Origin of the sequence: Schinkia azotoformans LMG 9581 (assembly GCF_000307855.1) — a bacterium.
Lineage (GTDB): Bacteria > Bacillota > Bacilli > Bacillales > Bacillaceae_J > Schinkia > Schinkia azotoformans.
Map to the genome: position 1 here is coordinate 15155 of NZ_AJLR01000116.1, position 14311 is coordinate 29465.

Below are 14311 nucleotides of genomic sequence, written 5' to 3' on the forward strand. Positions count from 1 at the left end.
TCTTTGAATTACCAAGTACTGCATGAAAAAAGGGACTTGCATTTACAAAAGGTTAAATGCAGGTCCCTTCAAAAGTCCCAAGTACAGCTCTTGTGATAATTTCAATGGCTATATAAAGTGCATCATGGTTAAATGACATGTTAGGATGATGAAGGCCAGGGGTTAAATCACAGCCGAGGCCAAGCATCGTTGCCTTGATTGTTGGTTTTTCCTTCGTATAAAAATGAAAATCCTCTCCACCCGGAGTCATGATTGGTCCAACAAGCCCTCCTATTCCAAGGGTATCTTCTATAGCTTTTTCCAAAAGTTTTTCCGCGAATGGATTTACTACTGCCGCATATACTCTACCTTTTTGTTCAATCGTTAATTCACATTGATATAAAGAAGCCAAACTCTTTATGATGTGATCTACCTTTTCAATCAATTGTTCCATTGCTTCATTCGATTGTGCACGTAAATCAAGACTGAACTTAGCTGAACCTGGAATAATATTTGCATTTGTACTGCTGCCTGCTGAAACATGTGTCATTTTAACGGAATATGGAACAAGCGGATCGAGGCGAATTCCTTTCATTTGTTCAACAATAGCGGTAATGACTTCAATAGCATTGACCGTAAGATGCGGTTTGGCAGCGTGTCCGTCGAAACCATGAATCTCGCCATTTATAGTTGTAGTAGATCCATGAATGATACCTGACGAGGCTTGACCAAACCTTAACTCCTGTATAGGACGCAGATGAACACCATAAAGGAAGTCAATATCTTCCAACACCTGTTTTTCTACCATTTTTAATGCGCCTTCCCCGACTTCTTCAGCCGGTTGAAAAATAAACTTTACCATTCCTGGCAGCACTGCTTCCATTTTTTTTAATAATAATAGAACACCTAAAACAATCGTCATATGCGCATCATGTCCACAGGAGTGGTTAGCTCGGAATGTTCCGTTCACATCTTGAAAAAGAGCATCCATATCAGCTCTGATGCCTACCGTAATATTACCTTCTCTTTTGTTCCCTGACCATGTCCCAATGACCCCGGGTATGTCATCAAACCGCTTGACCTCAAGTCCATTCTTTTCAAGGATTCTTGAAATATAGTTTGTTGTTTCAAATTCCTTCCAGCTTATTTCGGGATTTTCATGTAAATGCTGGAATATATTCAAAATCTCCGGCTTCAGTTCCTCTATTAATTTTTTCATGATACTTCCTCTTTCTTTATGGTTAACGAAAATCCCCCTACTGCAAAGGAATAGGGAGACAAATTTTAATGAATATCATGCTTTTTGAAGTTACCACCCTTAACCTCAGTTACATCATAAATAGCAACAAAGGCCCTTGGATCAATTTCCTGAATGATTTCTTTCATTTTGCTTTCTTCCAAGCGGTTGATGATACAAGTAATTTCCTTGAATTGTTCATTTGAATAACCGCCAAGTGCCAATGAATACGTTGCCCCGCGCCCTAATCGGTCACGAATTGTTTCAACCATTAACTCCGGTTCCGTTGTGATAATTTTAAAGGATTTCAAACCACTCAATCCTTCCTCAACAATAGGAATCACTTTAGATGCGATAAAGTAAGCAATAGCTGATAAAAAGGCACCTTGAAGGCCAAACACAGTTGATACAACAATAAACACAAACATATTCAAAAATAGGATTAGATCACTTGTTCCAAAAGGGGATTTTCTAGAAAGTAATACGGCCAACATATCAATTCCGTCCAAAGCACCACCGTTACGTAAAGCCAACCCCATTCCAAAACCGATGATAATCCCACCTACAACGGTTACTAACAATGTATCACCTTGGATAATGGTTGGTATATGGTGCATAAGGCTCGTGCTGACCGCTAGTGTGGCTATCCCAATAACTGAATAAATAGCAAAACTTTTACCAATTTGTTTATATCCTAAATAGACGAAGGGGATGTTTAATAGGGCAATTAGAAGCCCTAGGGGTAATCCAAATAATTGGGAACCAACGATACTTAGACCTGTCACACCACCATCTGATACACGGTTCGGGATTAATACCGATTCTAGTCCATATGCCGTTATAATACCCCCTATAATTACCAATAATGCTCGTGAAACTATCTTTAATTTAATAGTTTTTTGCTTTGCACTTGCCATATTATTTTCCTCTCTTCGAACATTTACATATTATTCCTTTTTTATGTAATTATTTTAACACAAGGGAGTCCCCGTAGATTATATTTTTTACAATTTTTTATTTGGATATTTTGTGCTGTTTATCGCAAAACTATAATGAATACCATGAAAGAAGGGAATTTCAATGCGGTTTTTTCGTTGCTTTCTTATAATAGAGATTCTTTTTTTGGTGTTTGTAGGATTAGCTTGTTTTCCTATTTCAGCCCATGCCACAAGCTATCCGTTGCAAGCAAAATATCCGGAAGTAATGATTTACAAAGCTCACACAACACAAAAAGTGATTGCCCTATCATTCGATGATGGCCCCGATCAACGGTTTACGCCTCTAATATTAAATATTTTAAACAAATATGATGTGAAAGCAACTTTTTTTTTATTGGGTACAAGAGTTCAGACCTACCCAGATGTTGCAAAAAGAATTTATAATGAAGGGCACGTGATTGGAAATCATACTTATTGGCATCCACAGCTGACAAAAACCGGGGTAAATAATATGATTTGGGAAATTGAAAAAAATGAAAAAAAAATCTTATCCATTACAAATGTGAAAACAAATTTATTCCGTGCACCATATGGGGCTCTAAACGAACAGCTTGTTAAACAATTGGATGTAATGGGTTATCGCGGGGCCGGGTGGTCCGTGGATTCAGAGGATTGGAAAAGCTTATCATCTGTTAAAATAAAACAAAATATACTGAACAATATTCACCCCGGAGCAATTATCCTAATGCATAGTGCTGGGCATTGGACACAGGACTTAACAGGTACTGTTCTAGCTTTAAATGAACTCATACCTTATCTGAAAGAGGAAGGATATACTTTTGTAACAATCCCGGAGCTTTGGTCAATCGAGCACGGAAATACAAACAAATAGCAGGAGCGAATTCGGGTTTGAATTGCCCTGCTATTTGTTGCATTATTGTGGAATATTTCCACCAGCTACCCTGACTCCTGAATTGCCGGCCGGATCCGTTTTTTCATCATCCTCTTCGGCATGAATGATTAAAGATTTTCCTAATATGCTGTTAGTTACGCCATGATCAAGTGATAGACCGTCAAGGACTATGGCTTGATCGACTTTTCCATCTTTATCAGCAACAAGGTTCTGAATATCACCGAGATGTGCTCCTTTAGGGTTATCATGTCCATGTTGTTTTCCAGTCGGATTAAAATGCCCACCAGCTGTCGTAAAATCACCGTTTGTTATTGGGTTTTCATGAATGTGAAAACCGTGCTTGCCGGGAGTAAGACCACCTACATTGACTTTGACTATTACCTGCTTACCCATCTGTACTAAACCGGCAACTCCAATAACGTCACCTTTGGTGTTGTACAATTCAAGATATGTAGTGATGAATTTATGCTGTCTGCCGTTGGATGTAAAATAAGTGTAAGAATAATTATAAGTGGATGGAGTAGGAAAACTTGCCACATTCTTATTATCCTTTGCACCATTGTCTTTAGCTGCACCAATAAAACTATTAGGCAAAAATACAACCGCTAGGAGCAGCATACCAACTATAAAAAGTACGGAAGGTATAGCAAACTTTTTCATCTTGTTCACTCACTTTCTAATTTATTACTTTAGGATGTATTTTCCACTACCTATTATGTCTTGGTAATTAGATTATCAAACCCGGAAATTTTATATTTTTCCAAAAAACAAATAAAATATTCTTCTATTCTATAACCATAATATTATTATGTTAACTAATTCCCGGCATTGGTCATTAAAAAACGTTTGGAATAGATTGGCTTCCAAACGCTGTTGTTTTATCTAATTATCTGAAGACGGACCAAATACGTCCTCCACTTCTTTTTTCAATAAATCTAGGAGCGGAAAATGACTTTCATGTCCAAGACTCTCAATTATATTCCTGTAATACCACTCTTGCTTCTCTCGTCCTCTTTTGAATTTTTCCCAAGTGGCTTCCCCTAGGTTTGTAAGGTCACGGTTGATAGATCTAAGATTGTGGAGTTTGTCGGCACATGCCACTTCTCGAATCAAAAGAGGCGCACTTTTTAAGTACTCAATCGTATGTTTTTTCCTATCTTCCCAGCTCGCACCTTTATCAGGTTCCGAACAACCTTTAACGATGTTAAGCACTTCTTCACCGAAATTATTCAAAATATCAGCTTCCGTAGTTTCTGTATCCTCTAGTGTATCATGGAGAATTCCTGCAACGATCGCTTCTTCACTACATCCGGCTTTTTGCAAGATCATACCAACACCAACAGGGTGGCTAATATAGGGGATGTCCGTTTCTTTTCGGAATTGGTTGCGATGTGCTGTTGCAGCAAATTCAATTGCATAATCAATTAAATTCATAGTGAGTACACCTCCGTATATATGTATATAGTCGTCTTTATTTTCCTCATTGTATCATGGACCAAAAAAAATGTCGTTTTCATATAAGAAAACGACGTTTTGCTACCTGCTTTTTTACGTGTGTTATCCCCAACTAGGATTGTTTCCATATAAAATGGTCCGGGCTATCCCAATAAAGTATTCCGATTCCCTAATAATATGATCAAGTACAGTTTGTGCAATCATATTATCCTTTGCCGCTACACTATTGGTTTTAATCTGACGGCATAATTCAATAAATTTCATGCTTTCGTCTAAGCAGAAAGCTATAAGCTGAATAACCTGCTGTTGAAGTTGCTCATAAACCATAGTGTTACGAACCACAGTTTCTACATAACTTACAACGATTTGATGAGTTTTTCCGAGAGCTTGCTCCCATTCTTTTAATGCATCTACATATTTCCGCTCTAAATTACTAAGAGCAACCCGAATTACTACAGTGTGCTCTCGTTCTTGTTCCTTCCAAAATTCAGCTTCATCCAAAATCCGTAAGGGCATCTGCTGTCCATAATAAAATTGCATCGTCATCCTCCCTATTATTGAAAATGAACTCATTTAAATATATAGATAAAAGAAAAGGAATATGACTTGTATCACATAGCAAGACCATTTCCTTGACTATTTTTGAGCCCAAATATCAATAATCTGGGGATTTATCCAGTTCAATTTTGGGAATTCCACATATGTTATTGTACAAATGTTTAGGGAGGTGTGTATGGATGGGTGCTGTTGCAGGTGGAGCATGCTATGGTGGCGGATTTGCGTTACTCGTAATATTGTTCATCTTATTAATTATCGTAGGGTCAGCTTACGTTGGATGGTGCTAATAATAACATAAATAGTATATATGCAACCCTTGGTCACGCTGCTAGCAGGACCAAGGGTTTTTCTCTTGATTTAGTAAATGTCTAATATCCGCAAGCAGCTGCGCCAACGATGATTAATAGAATAAATAGAACTACGATTAAGACAAATACATTCCCACAAGGTGCTACAGCAACTGGTGCTACAACTGGTCTACGGCACCATGGTGCACCTACAAAACCTCCACCGAAGCCGCCCATTCCAAATCCACCATAACCAAACATATTTTTTCCTCCTTCAATTATTTTTAAAATATCAATTTAATTTATGCTTTTAGAAAACTATTGTAAGGGCATACACCTTTTTTATGAACCCATTTATTACCAGAAGAACCATGGAATTAAAGCCAAACCAGCAATGGCTCCTAAGGCGATTCCTACACCAAATCCTCCCCATCCCCAGCCAAATCCATATCCAAATCCACCTAAGTTTCTTGGTCCACCAAGTGGCTGCAAATAGACCCTGTTAGCAGTAACACGATGGATGATTCCTCTATGAATTCGTCCATCATGGGTTCTAATTTCAACAGCCTTGCCCATATGTCGATTACATAATGCATGGTAATGTCCAACTGACATTCATTCACCCCCATTTCTTTCGTACCATATGACATCTTATGCTTTGATACATGCTTTCGAAAGGACGAATGAATCAGGGGATAAGTGGAATACGAGCGAATTGAAAAATGAGCATTTAATCAAATAGCCTATACACAATGCATCTTCTTCGAATAAAAATAAAAGGAATTAAATTATATTATAGGAGGGAATGGAATGTCTGAACGCAGGGAAGCTAAGGTAATCCACGTCGATAAGTTAATCATACACGCGAAAGAAGTAGAAATTATTCATGAACGAAATGATGACCACCAACCTCATCATATGCCAAGAAGACCTAGAAGAGATCCGTGGGGGCTCTTTTGGGGTAGGCCACAATCAGAACAAGACGATGGACATGAATCTTATGAGGAAAGACGCAACGATTAAGTAGACTAAATAGGCTTATTAATAAAAGACCCCCTCATTTGCAGGGGTCTTTCCCTTATTCATATTCTTTTTTCTCGGCGATTTTCTTTTGATAGTACTTTTCAGTAACATTGAACTTAATTGTAAGGGGCATTTCACCAGCAACCTCTTTTTCAATGAGTAAACGTGAACCACTTTTCCCAATTTCTGATTCATGAAAGTCAGTCGTAATTTGAATCGTCAGTAGCTTATTAGCTGGCACCATGGTAATCCTAGGGTTTCCTTCTTTCACCAATTTTTTAGTGAAGAATCTTTTATTAAAGAAAATTGTAAACAGGAGCTCATTTCCACTCTTCGAAACATTTTTGACCTCTAATAAATAGGAATTATCTACTTCAATTAACTTTTCCTTGGAGATACCTTCAATTTCTAAGAATAATTGCACCCGATCACCTTTATGAGGAGAAATTCTTATTTTTGTTTTAGCCAAAGTCTACCCTCCCGTTATTGTTACACCAAACTATTATATCCGTCTAGGCGTGAAAAATTACTAAGACTATTTTCGATTTAACGGGGGTAAAAAAGAATGTCCTAGCCATTATCTAAGTCAAAAATTTCAATCCCCATTAGTTGTTTTTTATCTATTTTCCCGACATGTGTTTTCGGAAGCTCCTCAACAAAAATAAATTTTTTCGGTACTTTATAGCCGCCTAACTTCTGTTGGCAGAATGCTTTTAATTCATCTTCATATATAGTATTCTCCCTCTTCGGGGCGATGTAAGCAACAACAATTTCTCCCCACTTATCATGGCTTACACCTACAACAGCAACTTCACTGACGTATTTATGTTCAGCTAAAACATGTTCTACTTCCAATGGATACACGTTTTCACCGCCAGTGATGATCATATCTTTCTTGCGTCCCACAATATAAAAATATCCATCTTTATCTTTTTTCGCTAAGTCACCAGTGTGGAGCCATCCTTTTACCTTTGTTGCTTTTGTTTGTTCGGGATTGTTCCAATAATGATCAAAAACATGGTACCCCTTAATGAGTAGTTCCCCAACTTCATCTGGGTCTGCTTCTGTTCCATCATCATTTATTAGCAATGCCTCATTAAACAGCATTGGTTTTCCGACTGATCCCTTCTTATTCGAAACATCACTTGGGTCCATATAAAAGTTATTTGGTCCAGCTTCTGTTAGCCCATATCCTTCTTTAAAGGTAAGTCCCTTTTGTTCATAGGCTTGATAGATTACATGGGGACAAGGGGCACCCCCTGATAAAAATGTGTGCATCGATGGAAATTCCGAATGTTGAAAAGCGCTTGTTTCTATTACCATATGGTGCATTGTTGGTACAAGTAAGACAATCGTACATAACTCTCCATTGAGCAAATCAACTGTTTTTTCCGGATCAAATTTACTTGTAAAAACAACTTTTCCGCCAATCTGCAAGAGCGGAATCGTTAAGGAAAAAAGCCCTCCAGTATGGAACATTGGCAACACAGTTAATGTTGTATCATTTCCATTCAAGTTCCAGCTTAAAATTGTATTCGTCGAATTGCAAAAGATCGATTGATGTGTGAGCACGACGCCTTTTGGATTACCTGTTGTTCCCCCTGTATAGATAATCGCTAAAGGATCTTCCTTTTGAATTGGATGTGTACATTGAAATTCCTTTTCAAAAAGTAAGTGCTCGGCGTAGCTTTGGCTATCGACCTTTAATGTTGAAAAGGCAACAATATTTCCAATCAATTCCTTCACATCCGAATGATAGGCAATTAAACTTGGCAAACAATCACGTATGATATATTGTATTTCCGCATTCGATAATCTCCAATTCAGTGGAACAAAGATGGCCCCTATTTTTTCACAGGCAAAATATAAATCAAAATAACTGATATGATTTGGAGATACTAAAACAATTCGATCTCCTTTCTGAATTCCTAAACTTAAAAAATAAGCCGCAAGCTGATTGGCTCTATCATTTAATTGGGCGTAGGTCCAACATTCTTTCGTATCACCATCAACTACCGCAATCCGATTGGGTGTAATTCCTGCTCTATTTTTCAGCCAATCTATTTCCCATGACATATCAATCTCTCCTTTCCAGTGGGTCGCGGGTTCGGGAACTGTGTCCCGGTTTTGGCGGGACACAGTTCCCGACCCTCTGGCCCAATTTATTCATTTAAAAAGGTAACCATTTCATTTACTAATTGATCGAGGCCATCTACCAATGGGGAATGACCACAGTTTCGCAAAACCTTTAGTGTTGCATTTTCACCTAGGTCTTCGACTATTTCTTTTGTCATTTTCTCAGAAACGACGAGATCATTCTCACCCCATAAAACAAGAGTTGGTACATTAATATTCTTTGCTTGATTGGTACCTTCGTTTATACCATTTGGCACTCCGCTTATATTGTATAGATTTAAAGCTTGATAGACGTCGACTAAGTTTCTCTGGGTTAACATATCTTCTAGATATTCCTCATACCGAGCCGAATTAGGTTTGTTATTGTTATAAATCACAAAATCCCACATATTACGTAAAAACAATTTATCCCTATTTTGATAAGCACATAGGACAGGAATCGCTTTTGTAAAATCTTTTAAGACTTCTTCCTTTTTCGTTAAACGAACTTGTTGTCCAAAGGCATTGACAGAATAAAACGGATAGCCTCTCGTTGAAGCTGATGCCAACAGGATTATTTTATTTACAGCTTTCGGATAATCTACTGTAAATTGCATTGCCACTGCCCCGCCAGTGGACCAGCCACAGATAGAAAAGTACTCTAGCGCCAATGCATCTACGAATTGTTTAACATCATCACTAAAATCCTTAATCGTTTCTATTGGTTTATAATAGGTTGAAATTCCAAAACCTCGTAAATCAACCGCATATACTTTGAAATTTTCCGGTAATGCTTCCATAACTAAATCCCAATGCTTGGATGAGGTCATATTCCCATGGATTAATAAGAGAACACGATCTCCCCCATCCCGCTCTCGATAGCCTAGCGTCTCACCATTTGCCAGCATAACCGTTTTTAAAGAGATTTCCAATCGTTTAGCCTCCTTTGCGGATCGTTGTTACACCTAAACATACCTGATATCGGCACTTACCAGCATAACAACATCATCCTTGTTTATTTTTCGTCATTTTTTCATCTCCAAACCAGACTCTTGTTTTGAAACATCATTGCTTGAGTGGGAGGAAGAACCCCTCATTTTTTTCTTCATTTTCCTACCAGCCCACCACTGTCTAGTTGTTCCAACGATACCTTTCGGGAAAAACATAACAACAAGAATGTAGATGATCCCAAAAATAATCAGCCAGCGTTCGAAAATCCAATGAACCTTTGCCAAATCTTTTAAACTATGTTGGGCAAACTCTATTAAACCAGACCCAACAATCGCTCCTATTAACGTTCCGACTCCACCGATGATCGTCATCATTAAAGCATCCAAAGTTACCTCTATTGAAAAAACAGCCGTATTGACGAAACGAAGACTAATCGCATATAAAACACCACTAAAGCCAGCGATTATACCTGCAATGACATTTGCGATAATTTTATAGTGAATAATCCGATACCCTAGTGATTCAACCCGGCGTTCATTTTCACGAATAGCAACTAACACCTTCCCCAGCGGTGAATCTGTAAATCTTTTTAAAAATAAGTAGGTTAGGATCATACAGATGAGCGCAATTAGGTACAAGGACACTCGATCCTTAAATAAATCCGGAATCGGAAATGTAAAGCCTTCGCCTCCCATTGTTAGGGAACGCCATTTTTCCGCGAGTACTAATAATAAACCTGCGACAGCAAGTGTCAGCATCGCAAAAAAGTGACTTTTTAAACGAAGAGTCAAAATACCAATTAATAGACTCAATAAAGTACAAAGCACGACCGCTACGAGGAGCGCTAGCAATACATTAAAATAAGAATCATCCACTTTCCTCATAAAAATAGCGATACTATAGTTCCCGATTCCAAAAAACATTGCATGACCGAACGAGACAATTCCGGTATAACCTAATAAAAGGTCATAGCTCATTGCAAAAATCGCGAAAATAAACACATTTGTCATCACCACAAGGCCGGTTCGGGAATTATAGACAAATGGCATAATAATTAGACATAAGGAGATCAGTATTAAAAACAAATTATATTTCGAACCTTTAGCTGTAAGTAATTTGTTCATTGCTTCACCACCTCTTCCGACCCTAGCAATCCGGATGGTTTAAAAATTAAAATAATCAGCATAATTAACATATTCACTGCAACAGCAAGGTCAGGTACAAAATAAGCCGCATACGCTCCTAAAATCCCAACTAAAACAGCTGCCATTGCTGAGCCGAGAACACTACCCATCCCACCAATGATGACCACAATAAACGCTAAAATCCCGTATTCCAATCCGATCTCAGCATGGATAACACCCGAATATGGACCAAGTAAAATACCAGCCAAACCGGCCATTGCCGCACCCAATATGAACACAAATAAAAATATTTTCCTAATATCAATTCCTAATGCCTGGACCATTTCCTTATTCATAACACCGGCTCGCACGATCAAACCAAGCTTTGTTTTATTAAGTAAAAATAACAGCCCGCCAAAAACAATAAAACCGACAAGGATAATAAAAATCCGATATTTGATGATAATAATATCACCAAATTCCCAGCTGCCGTTCAAAAAGGGAGGAACCTTAGCTTCAATGATATTGGGACCCCATACTACTTTTACAAGCTCGCCCATGACAAGCATAGCGCCCAATGTAATCAAAATTTGTTGAATGTGGTTTCCATAGACTGGCTTTATAATAAAGCGCTCTAATAAATAGCCCAAAAGAGCCCCGCTTATAATTGCTGCTATCATACCAATTACGAAGTTGTTTGTTTCTCCATAGGTCCAAATCCCAACATAGGCTCCCCATAAAAACAATGCACCATGGGCAAAATTCAAAACATCCATCAAACCGAAAATTAACGTTAATCCAGCAGCTAAAAGAAAAATAAGCATTCCTGTTGCTAATCCGTTAATCGTGATATTTACCAAGATATCCAATCCAGCCAACCTCCTTTCTACACCTAAGCAATTCCGAGGTACTTCTCGCGGAGCTCTTTATTTTCTTTTAATTCCTGCATCATCCCGTGGTGAACGGTTCTGCCATCGTCGATTAGATAAAAACGGTCGCCAATCGTACTTGCCATAATAAAGTTTTGTTCCACTAACACTACCGTTGTATTTTTCTTCATTTCGTTAATTGACTCCATCACCTTCTCCACAATAATCGGAGCCAACCCTTTGCTAGGTTCATCGATTAACAGTAGCTCATTTTCGTTCACATAGGCTCGTGCTATCGATAGCATTTGTTTTTGTCCGCCGCTTAAATACCCACCTTTTTTCTTCCAAAATGTTTTTAAATCTGGAAAAAGATTTAAAATGTAGTTCAGACGATCCTCTGTTTCCTCATCCTTTTTCTTCATTGCAACTTTCATGTTTTCTTCGACGGTTAATCCATTAAAAATACCTTGATCCTCTGGTACATAGCCAATTCCTTTATTAGAAATCCTTGGTGTATTCCATTGTTGGATTTGTTCTCCTTTGAACGATATCACACCTCTAGATACAGGATTCAATCCCATAATTGAACGCAGAGTGGTTGTTTTTCCGGCTCCATTTCTCCCAAGTAAAACAGTCACTTCGCCCGCTTCCACTTCAAAGGACACACCTTGTAAAATATGATATTGCTGGATATGTGTATGAATTTCATCTACTTTAAGTAGCGACATCGTACAAACCTCCCAAATAAGCAGACTGGACCTGTTCATTATTCATAATATATTCAGGCACCCCGTCCGCTAACAGCCTTCCATTAAAAAGCACCATGATGCTATCTGATAAATCTAGAACCATATCGATCTTGTGTTCAATTAATAAAATCGTTCGATTTCTTTGTTCTTTAATATTTTGGATCACCTCTAATATTTTCGGGACCTCCTCCAGTGACATTCCAGCAGTAGGCTCATCTAATAATAGAAGCTCAGTATTTAACGCTAAAAGCATAGCGATCTCTAGCTTTCTTTTTTCTCCATGGGCAAGATTCATCGCTAGCTCATTCGCTTTATTATCTAAAAGGACAAGCTGAAGCAACTCATCTGCTTTCTTATTAATTTCCTTGAATTTTCGAAAATGAGAAAACATGTTATAGCGAATACCAGCTTCAGACTGCACTGCAAGACGTACATTTTCATGACATGTTAAATTTGGGAAGACGTTAGTAATTTGAAAGGAGCGACCAATGCCAAGGCGTGTACGGTAGGTTGGGGATAGATTGGTTATCTCTTTTCCATTAAATATAACCTTTCCATTTGTCGGTTTTAATTGTCCACTTAATAAATTGAAAAACGTTGTTTTACCTGCGCCATTCGGACCGATGATGGACTTTAGTTTATTTTTTTCCACTTTAATCGTTACATCATGGACAGCGACATGACCGCCAAAGGCGATTGTAAGATTTTTAGTTTCAAGGATCGAATCCATATTTTTCACCATCCTTTATTTTAAGTGGGAGGACACCACGGCCCTCCCTTTATGCAAGGTCAATTCTTATTAATTTTGAATTGGTGGTGCGGTTTCTTCTGGTGAGAGCTCTCTAATGAATACCGGTACCGGATAATCAAAGCCATCTTTTTTCTCAAGTTTGATGGCATATAATGTTTGTAATGCTTGATGATCATCTGGTCTGAACGTCATCGTTCCTTTTGGTGTTTCAAATGACATTCCTTCCATTGTATTTATTAAAGTATCAGCATTAGCGTCGCCGTTCGTTGCTTTAAGCGCTTCCACAATTGCGATCGCAGCCGTCATACCACCTGGAGTAAATAAATCAGGTGTTTCACCATTAAAACGTTTTTGATGTTCTTCCACTAACCAATCATTCACTTCATTTTTAGGTAATGTATAATGGTAAACTGTAAAACCTTCCATTCCTACTGCATCCTGCATAGTTTTTAAGGCCGCTATATCTGGAGCGCCTGTTGAAAGCTTGATTCCTTTTTCTTGAACCTTCATATCTGATAATTGTTTCCATGGCGGATTAGCACCAGCCCAAATAACGTATAAATAATCTGGTTTTGTATCAATAATTCGTTGAATATTAGAAGTAAAATCGACTGAATCAGGTGCAGCATATTCTTCAACTGCGACCTTAGCACCTAAATCTGCTGCCGCAGTTTTAAACGCTGCTACTCCATCCCGGCCAAATGCAGAGTCCGGAGCCAATGTTGCAATCGTCACACCTTCTTTTGCAATCGCTGCCGCTCCTGCAACTGCATCCTGTGAAGAATTGCGAGCTGTGCGGAAAATATATTTATTCCAGTTTGCTCCTGTAATTGAATCCGCAACGGCCGGTTCAACTATCATTATTTTTTCGTATTCTTCTGCTAACGGGAGTACGGCTAAAGTATCACCAGAAGAGCTGGAACCAACGATAAAATCTGCCCCTTCATCTAATAGCTTTGTAGCTTTTTGAACAGCGACATCTGGCTTAGTCTCAGTATCTTCTACAACAAATTCAATCTTTTTCCCAGCGACCTCCATTGTTCCATTTGTAGCGTAATCCAATCCTAGTTCAAAGCCTTTCAATGTTTGTTTTCCATACGCCTCTAACGCTCCTGTTAAAGAAGCAAGAACTCCTATTTTGATCGTTCCTTTTTCATCAGACCTTCCGTTTTTATCATTGCTGCTGCTCGGCTCACTTTGATCGCTGTTCGTGCCCGAATTTTTACCTCCTGTTGAATTGGAACCACACGCTGTAACGAAAAGCATCATCACGATCATCAACATTCCTAGCCAACCAAACGCTCTCCCCTTACGTTTCATTTCACATTCCTCCTTAATTTTTGCTAAAAAACAACTGGGACG

Annotated in this window: 18 protein-coding genes; 3 read left to right on the plus strand and 15 right to left on the minus strand. The window is 38.4% G+C overall.

The window, feature by feature from the left end:
• Positions 1-52 precede the first annotated feature (52 nt).
• Together BAZO_RS12780 and BAZO_RS12785 are read right to left on the minus strand one after the other, a co-directional pair.
• The gene (locus tag BAZO_RS12780) at positions 53-1198 is read right to left on the minus strand and encodes a M20 peptidase aminoacylase family protein (protein WP_003331988.1); all 1146 of its coding nucleotides are present in this window, start codon (positions 1196-1198) and stop codon (positions 53-55) included.
• Positions 1199-1263: 65 nt separating this feature from the next.
• The gene (locus tag BAZO_RS12785; protein ID WP_003331989.1) at positions 1264-2133 is read right to left on the minus strand and encodes a YitT family protein; all 870 of its coding nucleotides are present in this window, start codon (positions 2131-2133) and stop codon (positions 1264-1266) included.
• Between the two features lie 163 nt (positions 2134-2296).
• On the opposite strand from BAZO_RS12785, the gene BAZO_RS12790 reads away from it, so the two are divergent.
• A complete protein-coding gene (locus BAZO_RS12790) occupies positions 2297-3046 on the plus strand; it encodes a polysaccharide deacetylase family protein (protein WP_003331990.1) in 750 nt (249 codons plus the stop codon).
• 42 nt (positions 3047-3088) lie between these two features.
• Here BAZO_RS12790 and BAZO_RS12795 read toward each other — a convergent pair whose 3' ends face one another.
• The 3 genes from BAZO_RS12795 to BAZO_RS12805 form a co-directional block, all read right to left on the minus strand.
• Positions 3089-3727, minus strand: coding sequence for a superoxide dismutase family protein (locus BAZO_RS12795; RefSeq protein WP_003331991.1), 639 nt, complete (start codon positions 3725-3727; stop codon positions 3089-3091).
• 222 nt (positions 3728-3949) lie between these two features.
• A complete protein-coding gene (locus BAZO_RS12800; RefSeq protein ID WP_003331992.1) occupies positions 3950-4501 on the minus strand; it encodes an HD domain-containing protein in 552 nt (183 codons plus the stop codon).
• A gap of 123 nt (positions 4502-4624) precedes the next feature.
• Entirely contained in the window at positions 4625-5062 is a 438-nt protein-coding gene (locus tag BAZO_RS12805) for a DUF2935 domain-containing protein (RefSeq protein ID WP_003331993.1), read from the minus strand.
• Positions 5063-5259: 197 nt separating this feature from the next.
• Between BAZO_RS12805 and BAZO_RS21795 the strand changes: the two genes are divergently transcribed.
• Positions 5260-5367: a YjcZ family sporulation protein gene (locus tag BAZO_RS21795; protein WP_087946163.1), complete on the plus strand. Its 108-nt coding sequence runs from the start codon at positions 5260-5262 to the stop codon at positions 5365-5367.
• Positions 5368-5448: 81 nt separating this feature from the next.
• Here the strand turns inward: BAZO_RS21795 and BAZO_RS23255 are convergent, their stop codons facing one another.
• Both BAZO_RS23255 and BAZO_RS12815 read right to left on the minus strand, forming a co-directional pair.
• Entirely contained in the window at positions 5449-5628 is a 180-nt protein-coding gene (locus tag BAZO_RS23255; RefSeq protein ID WP_039957530.1) for a YjcZ family sporulation protein, read from the minus strand.
• A 96-nt stretch (positions 5629-5724) separates the two neighbouring features.
• Positions 5725-5982 (minus strand): hypothetical protein, encoded by a 258-nt coding sequence (locus BAZO_RS12815; protein ID WP_003331994.1) that lies wholly within the window; start codon positions 5980-5982, stop codon positions 5725-5727.
• A gap of 195 nt (positions 5983-6177) precedes the next feature.
• Here BAZO_RS12815 and BAZO_RS12820 point away from each other — a divergent pair, with 195 nt between their 5' ends.
• The gene (locus tag BAZO_RS12820) at positions 6178-6390 is read left to right on the plus strand and encodes a hypothetical protein (protein WP_003331995.1); all 213 of its coding nucleotides are present in this window, start codon (positions 6178-6180) and stop codon (positions 6388-6390) included.
• Positions 6391-6445: 55 nt separating this feature from the next.
• Here the strand turns inward: BAZO_RS12820 and BAZO_RS12825 are convergent, their stop codons facing one another.
• The 8 genes from BAZO_RS12825 to BAZO_RS12860 all read right to left on the minus strand — a co-directional run bounded on the left by BAZO_RS12825 (position 6446) and on the right by BAZO_RS12860 (position 14269).
• Positions 6446-6859: a hypothetical protein gene (locus BAZO_RS12825; RefSeq protein ID WP_003331996.1), complete on the minus strand. Its 414-nt coding sequence runs from the start codon at positions 6857-6859 to the stop codon at positions 6446-6448.
• 101 nt (positions 6860-6960) lie between these two features.
• Positions 6961-8466, minus strand: coding sequence for a class I adenylate-forming enzyme family protein (locus BAZO_RS12830; protein WP_003331997.1), 1506 nt, complete (start codon positions 8464-8466; stop codon positions 6961-6963).
• Between the two features lie 86 nt (positions 8467-8552).
• Positions 8553-9437 (minus strand): intracellular short-chain-length polyhydroxyalkanoate depolymerase, encoded by an 885-nt coding sequence (phaZ, locus tag BAZO_RS12835; RefSeq protein ID WP_003331998.1) that lies wholly within the window; start codon positions 9435-9437, stop codon positions 8553-8555.
• 93 nt (positions 9438-9530) lie between these two features.
• Entirely contained in the window at positions 9531-10580 is a 1050-nt protein-coding gene (locus BAZO_RS12840; protein WP_003331999.1) for a branched-chain amino acid ABC transporter permease, read from the minus strand.
• Positions 10577-11449 (minus strand): branched-chain amino acid ABC transporter permease, encoded by an 873-nt coding sequence (locus BAZO_RS12845; RefSeq protein WP_003332000.1) that lies wholly within the window; start codon positions 11447-11449, stop codon positions 10577-10579. The genes BAZO_RS12840 and BAZO_RS12845 overlap by 4 nt, the downstream gene beginning before the upstream one ends.
• Positions 11450-11472: 23 nt before the next feature.
• Positions 11473-12177 carry an ABC transporter ATP-binding protein gene (locus BAZO_RS12850; protein WP_003332001.1) on the minus strand — a complete coding sequence of 235 codons (705 nt, stop codon included), beginning with the start codon at positions 12175-12177 and terminating at the stop codon, positions 11473-11475.
• Positions 12164-12928, minus strand: a complete 765-nt coding sequence (locus BAZO_RS12855) for an ABC transporter ATP-binding protein (protein WP_003332002.1) — start codon at positions 12926-12928, stop codon at positions 12164-12166. Before BAZO_RS12855 ends, BAZO_RS12850 begins: the two co-directional genes overlap by 14 nt.
• A 69-nt stretch (positions 12929-12997) precedes the next feature.
• A complete protein-coding gene (locus BAZO_RS12860) occupies positions 12998-14269 on the minus strand; it encodes a substrate-binding domain-containing protein (RefSeq protein ID WP_003332003.1) in 1272 nt (423 codons plus the stop codon).
• Positions 14270-14311: the final 42 nt, after the last annotated feature.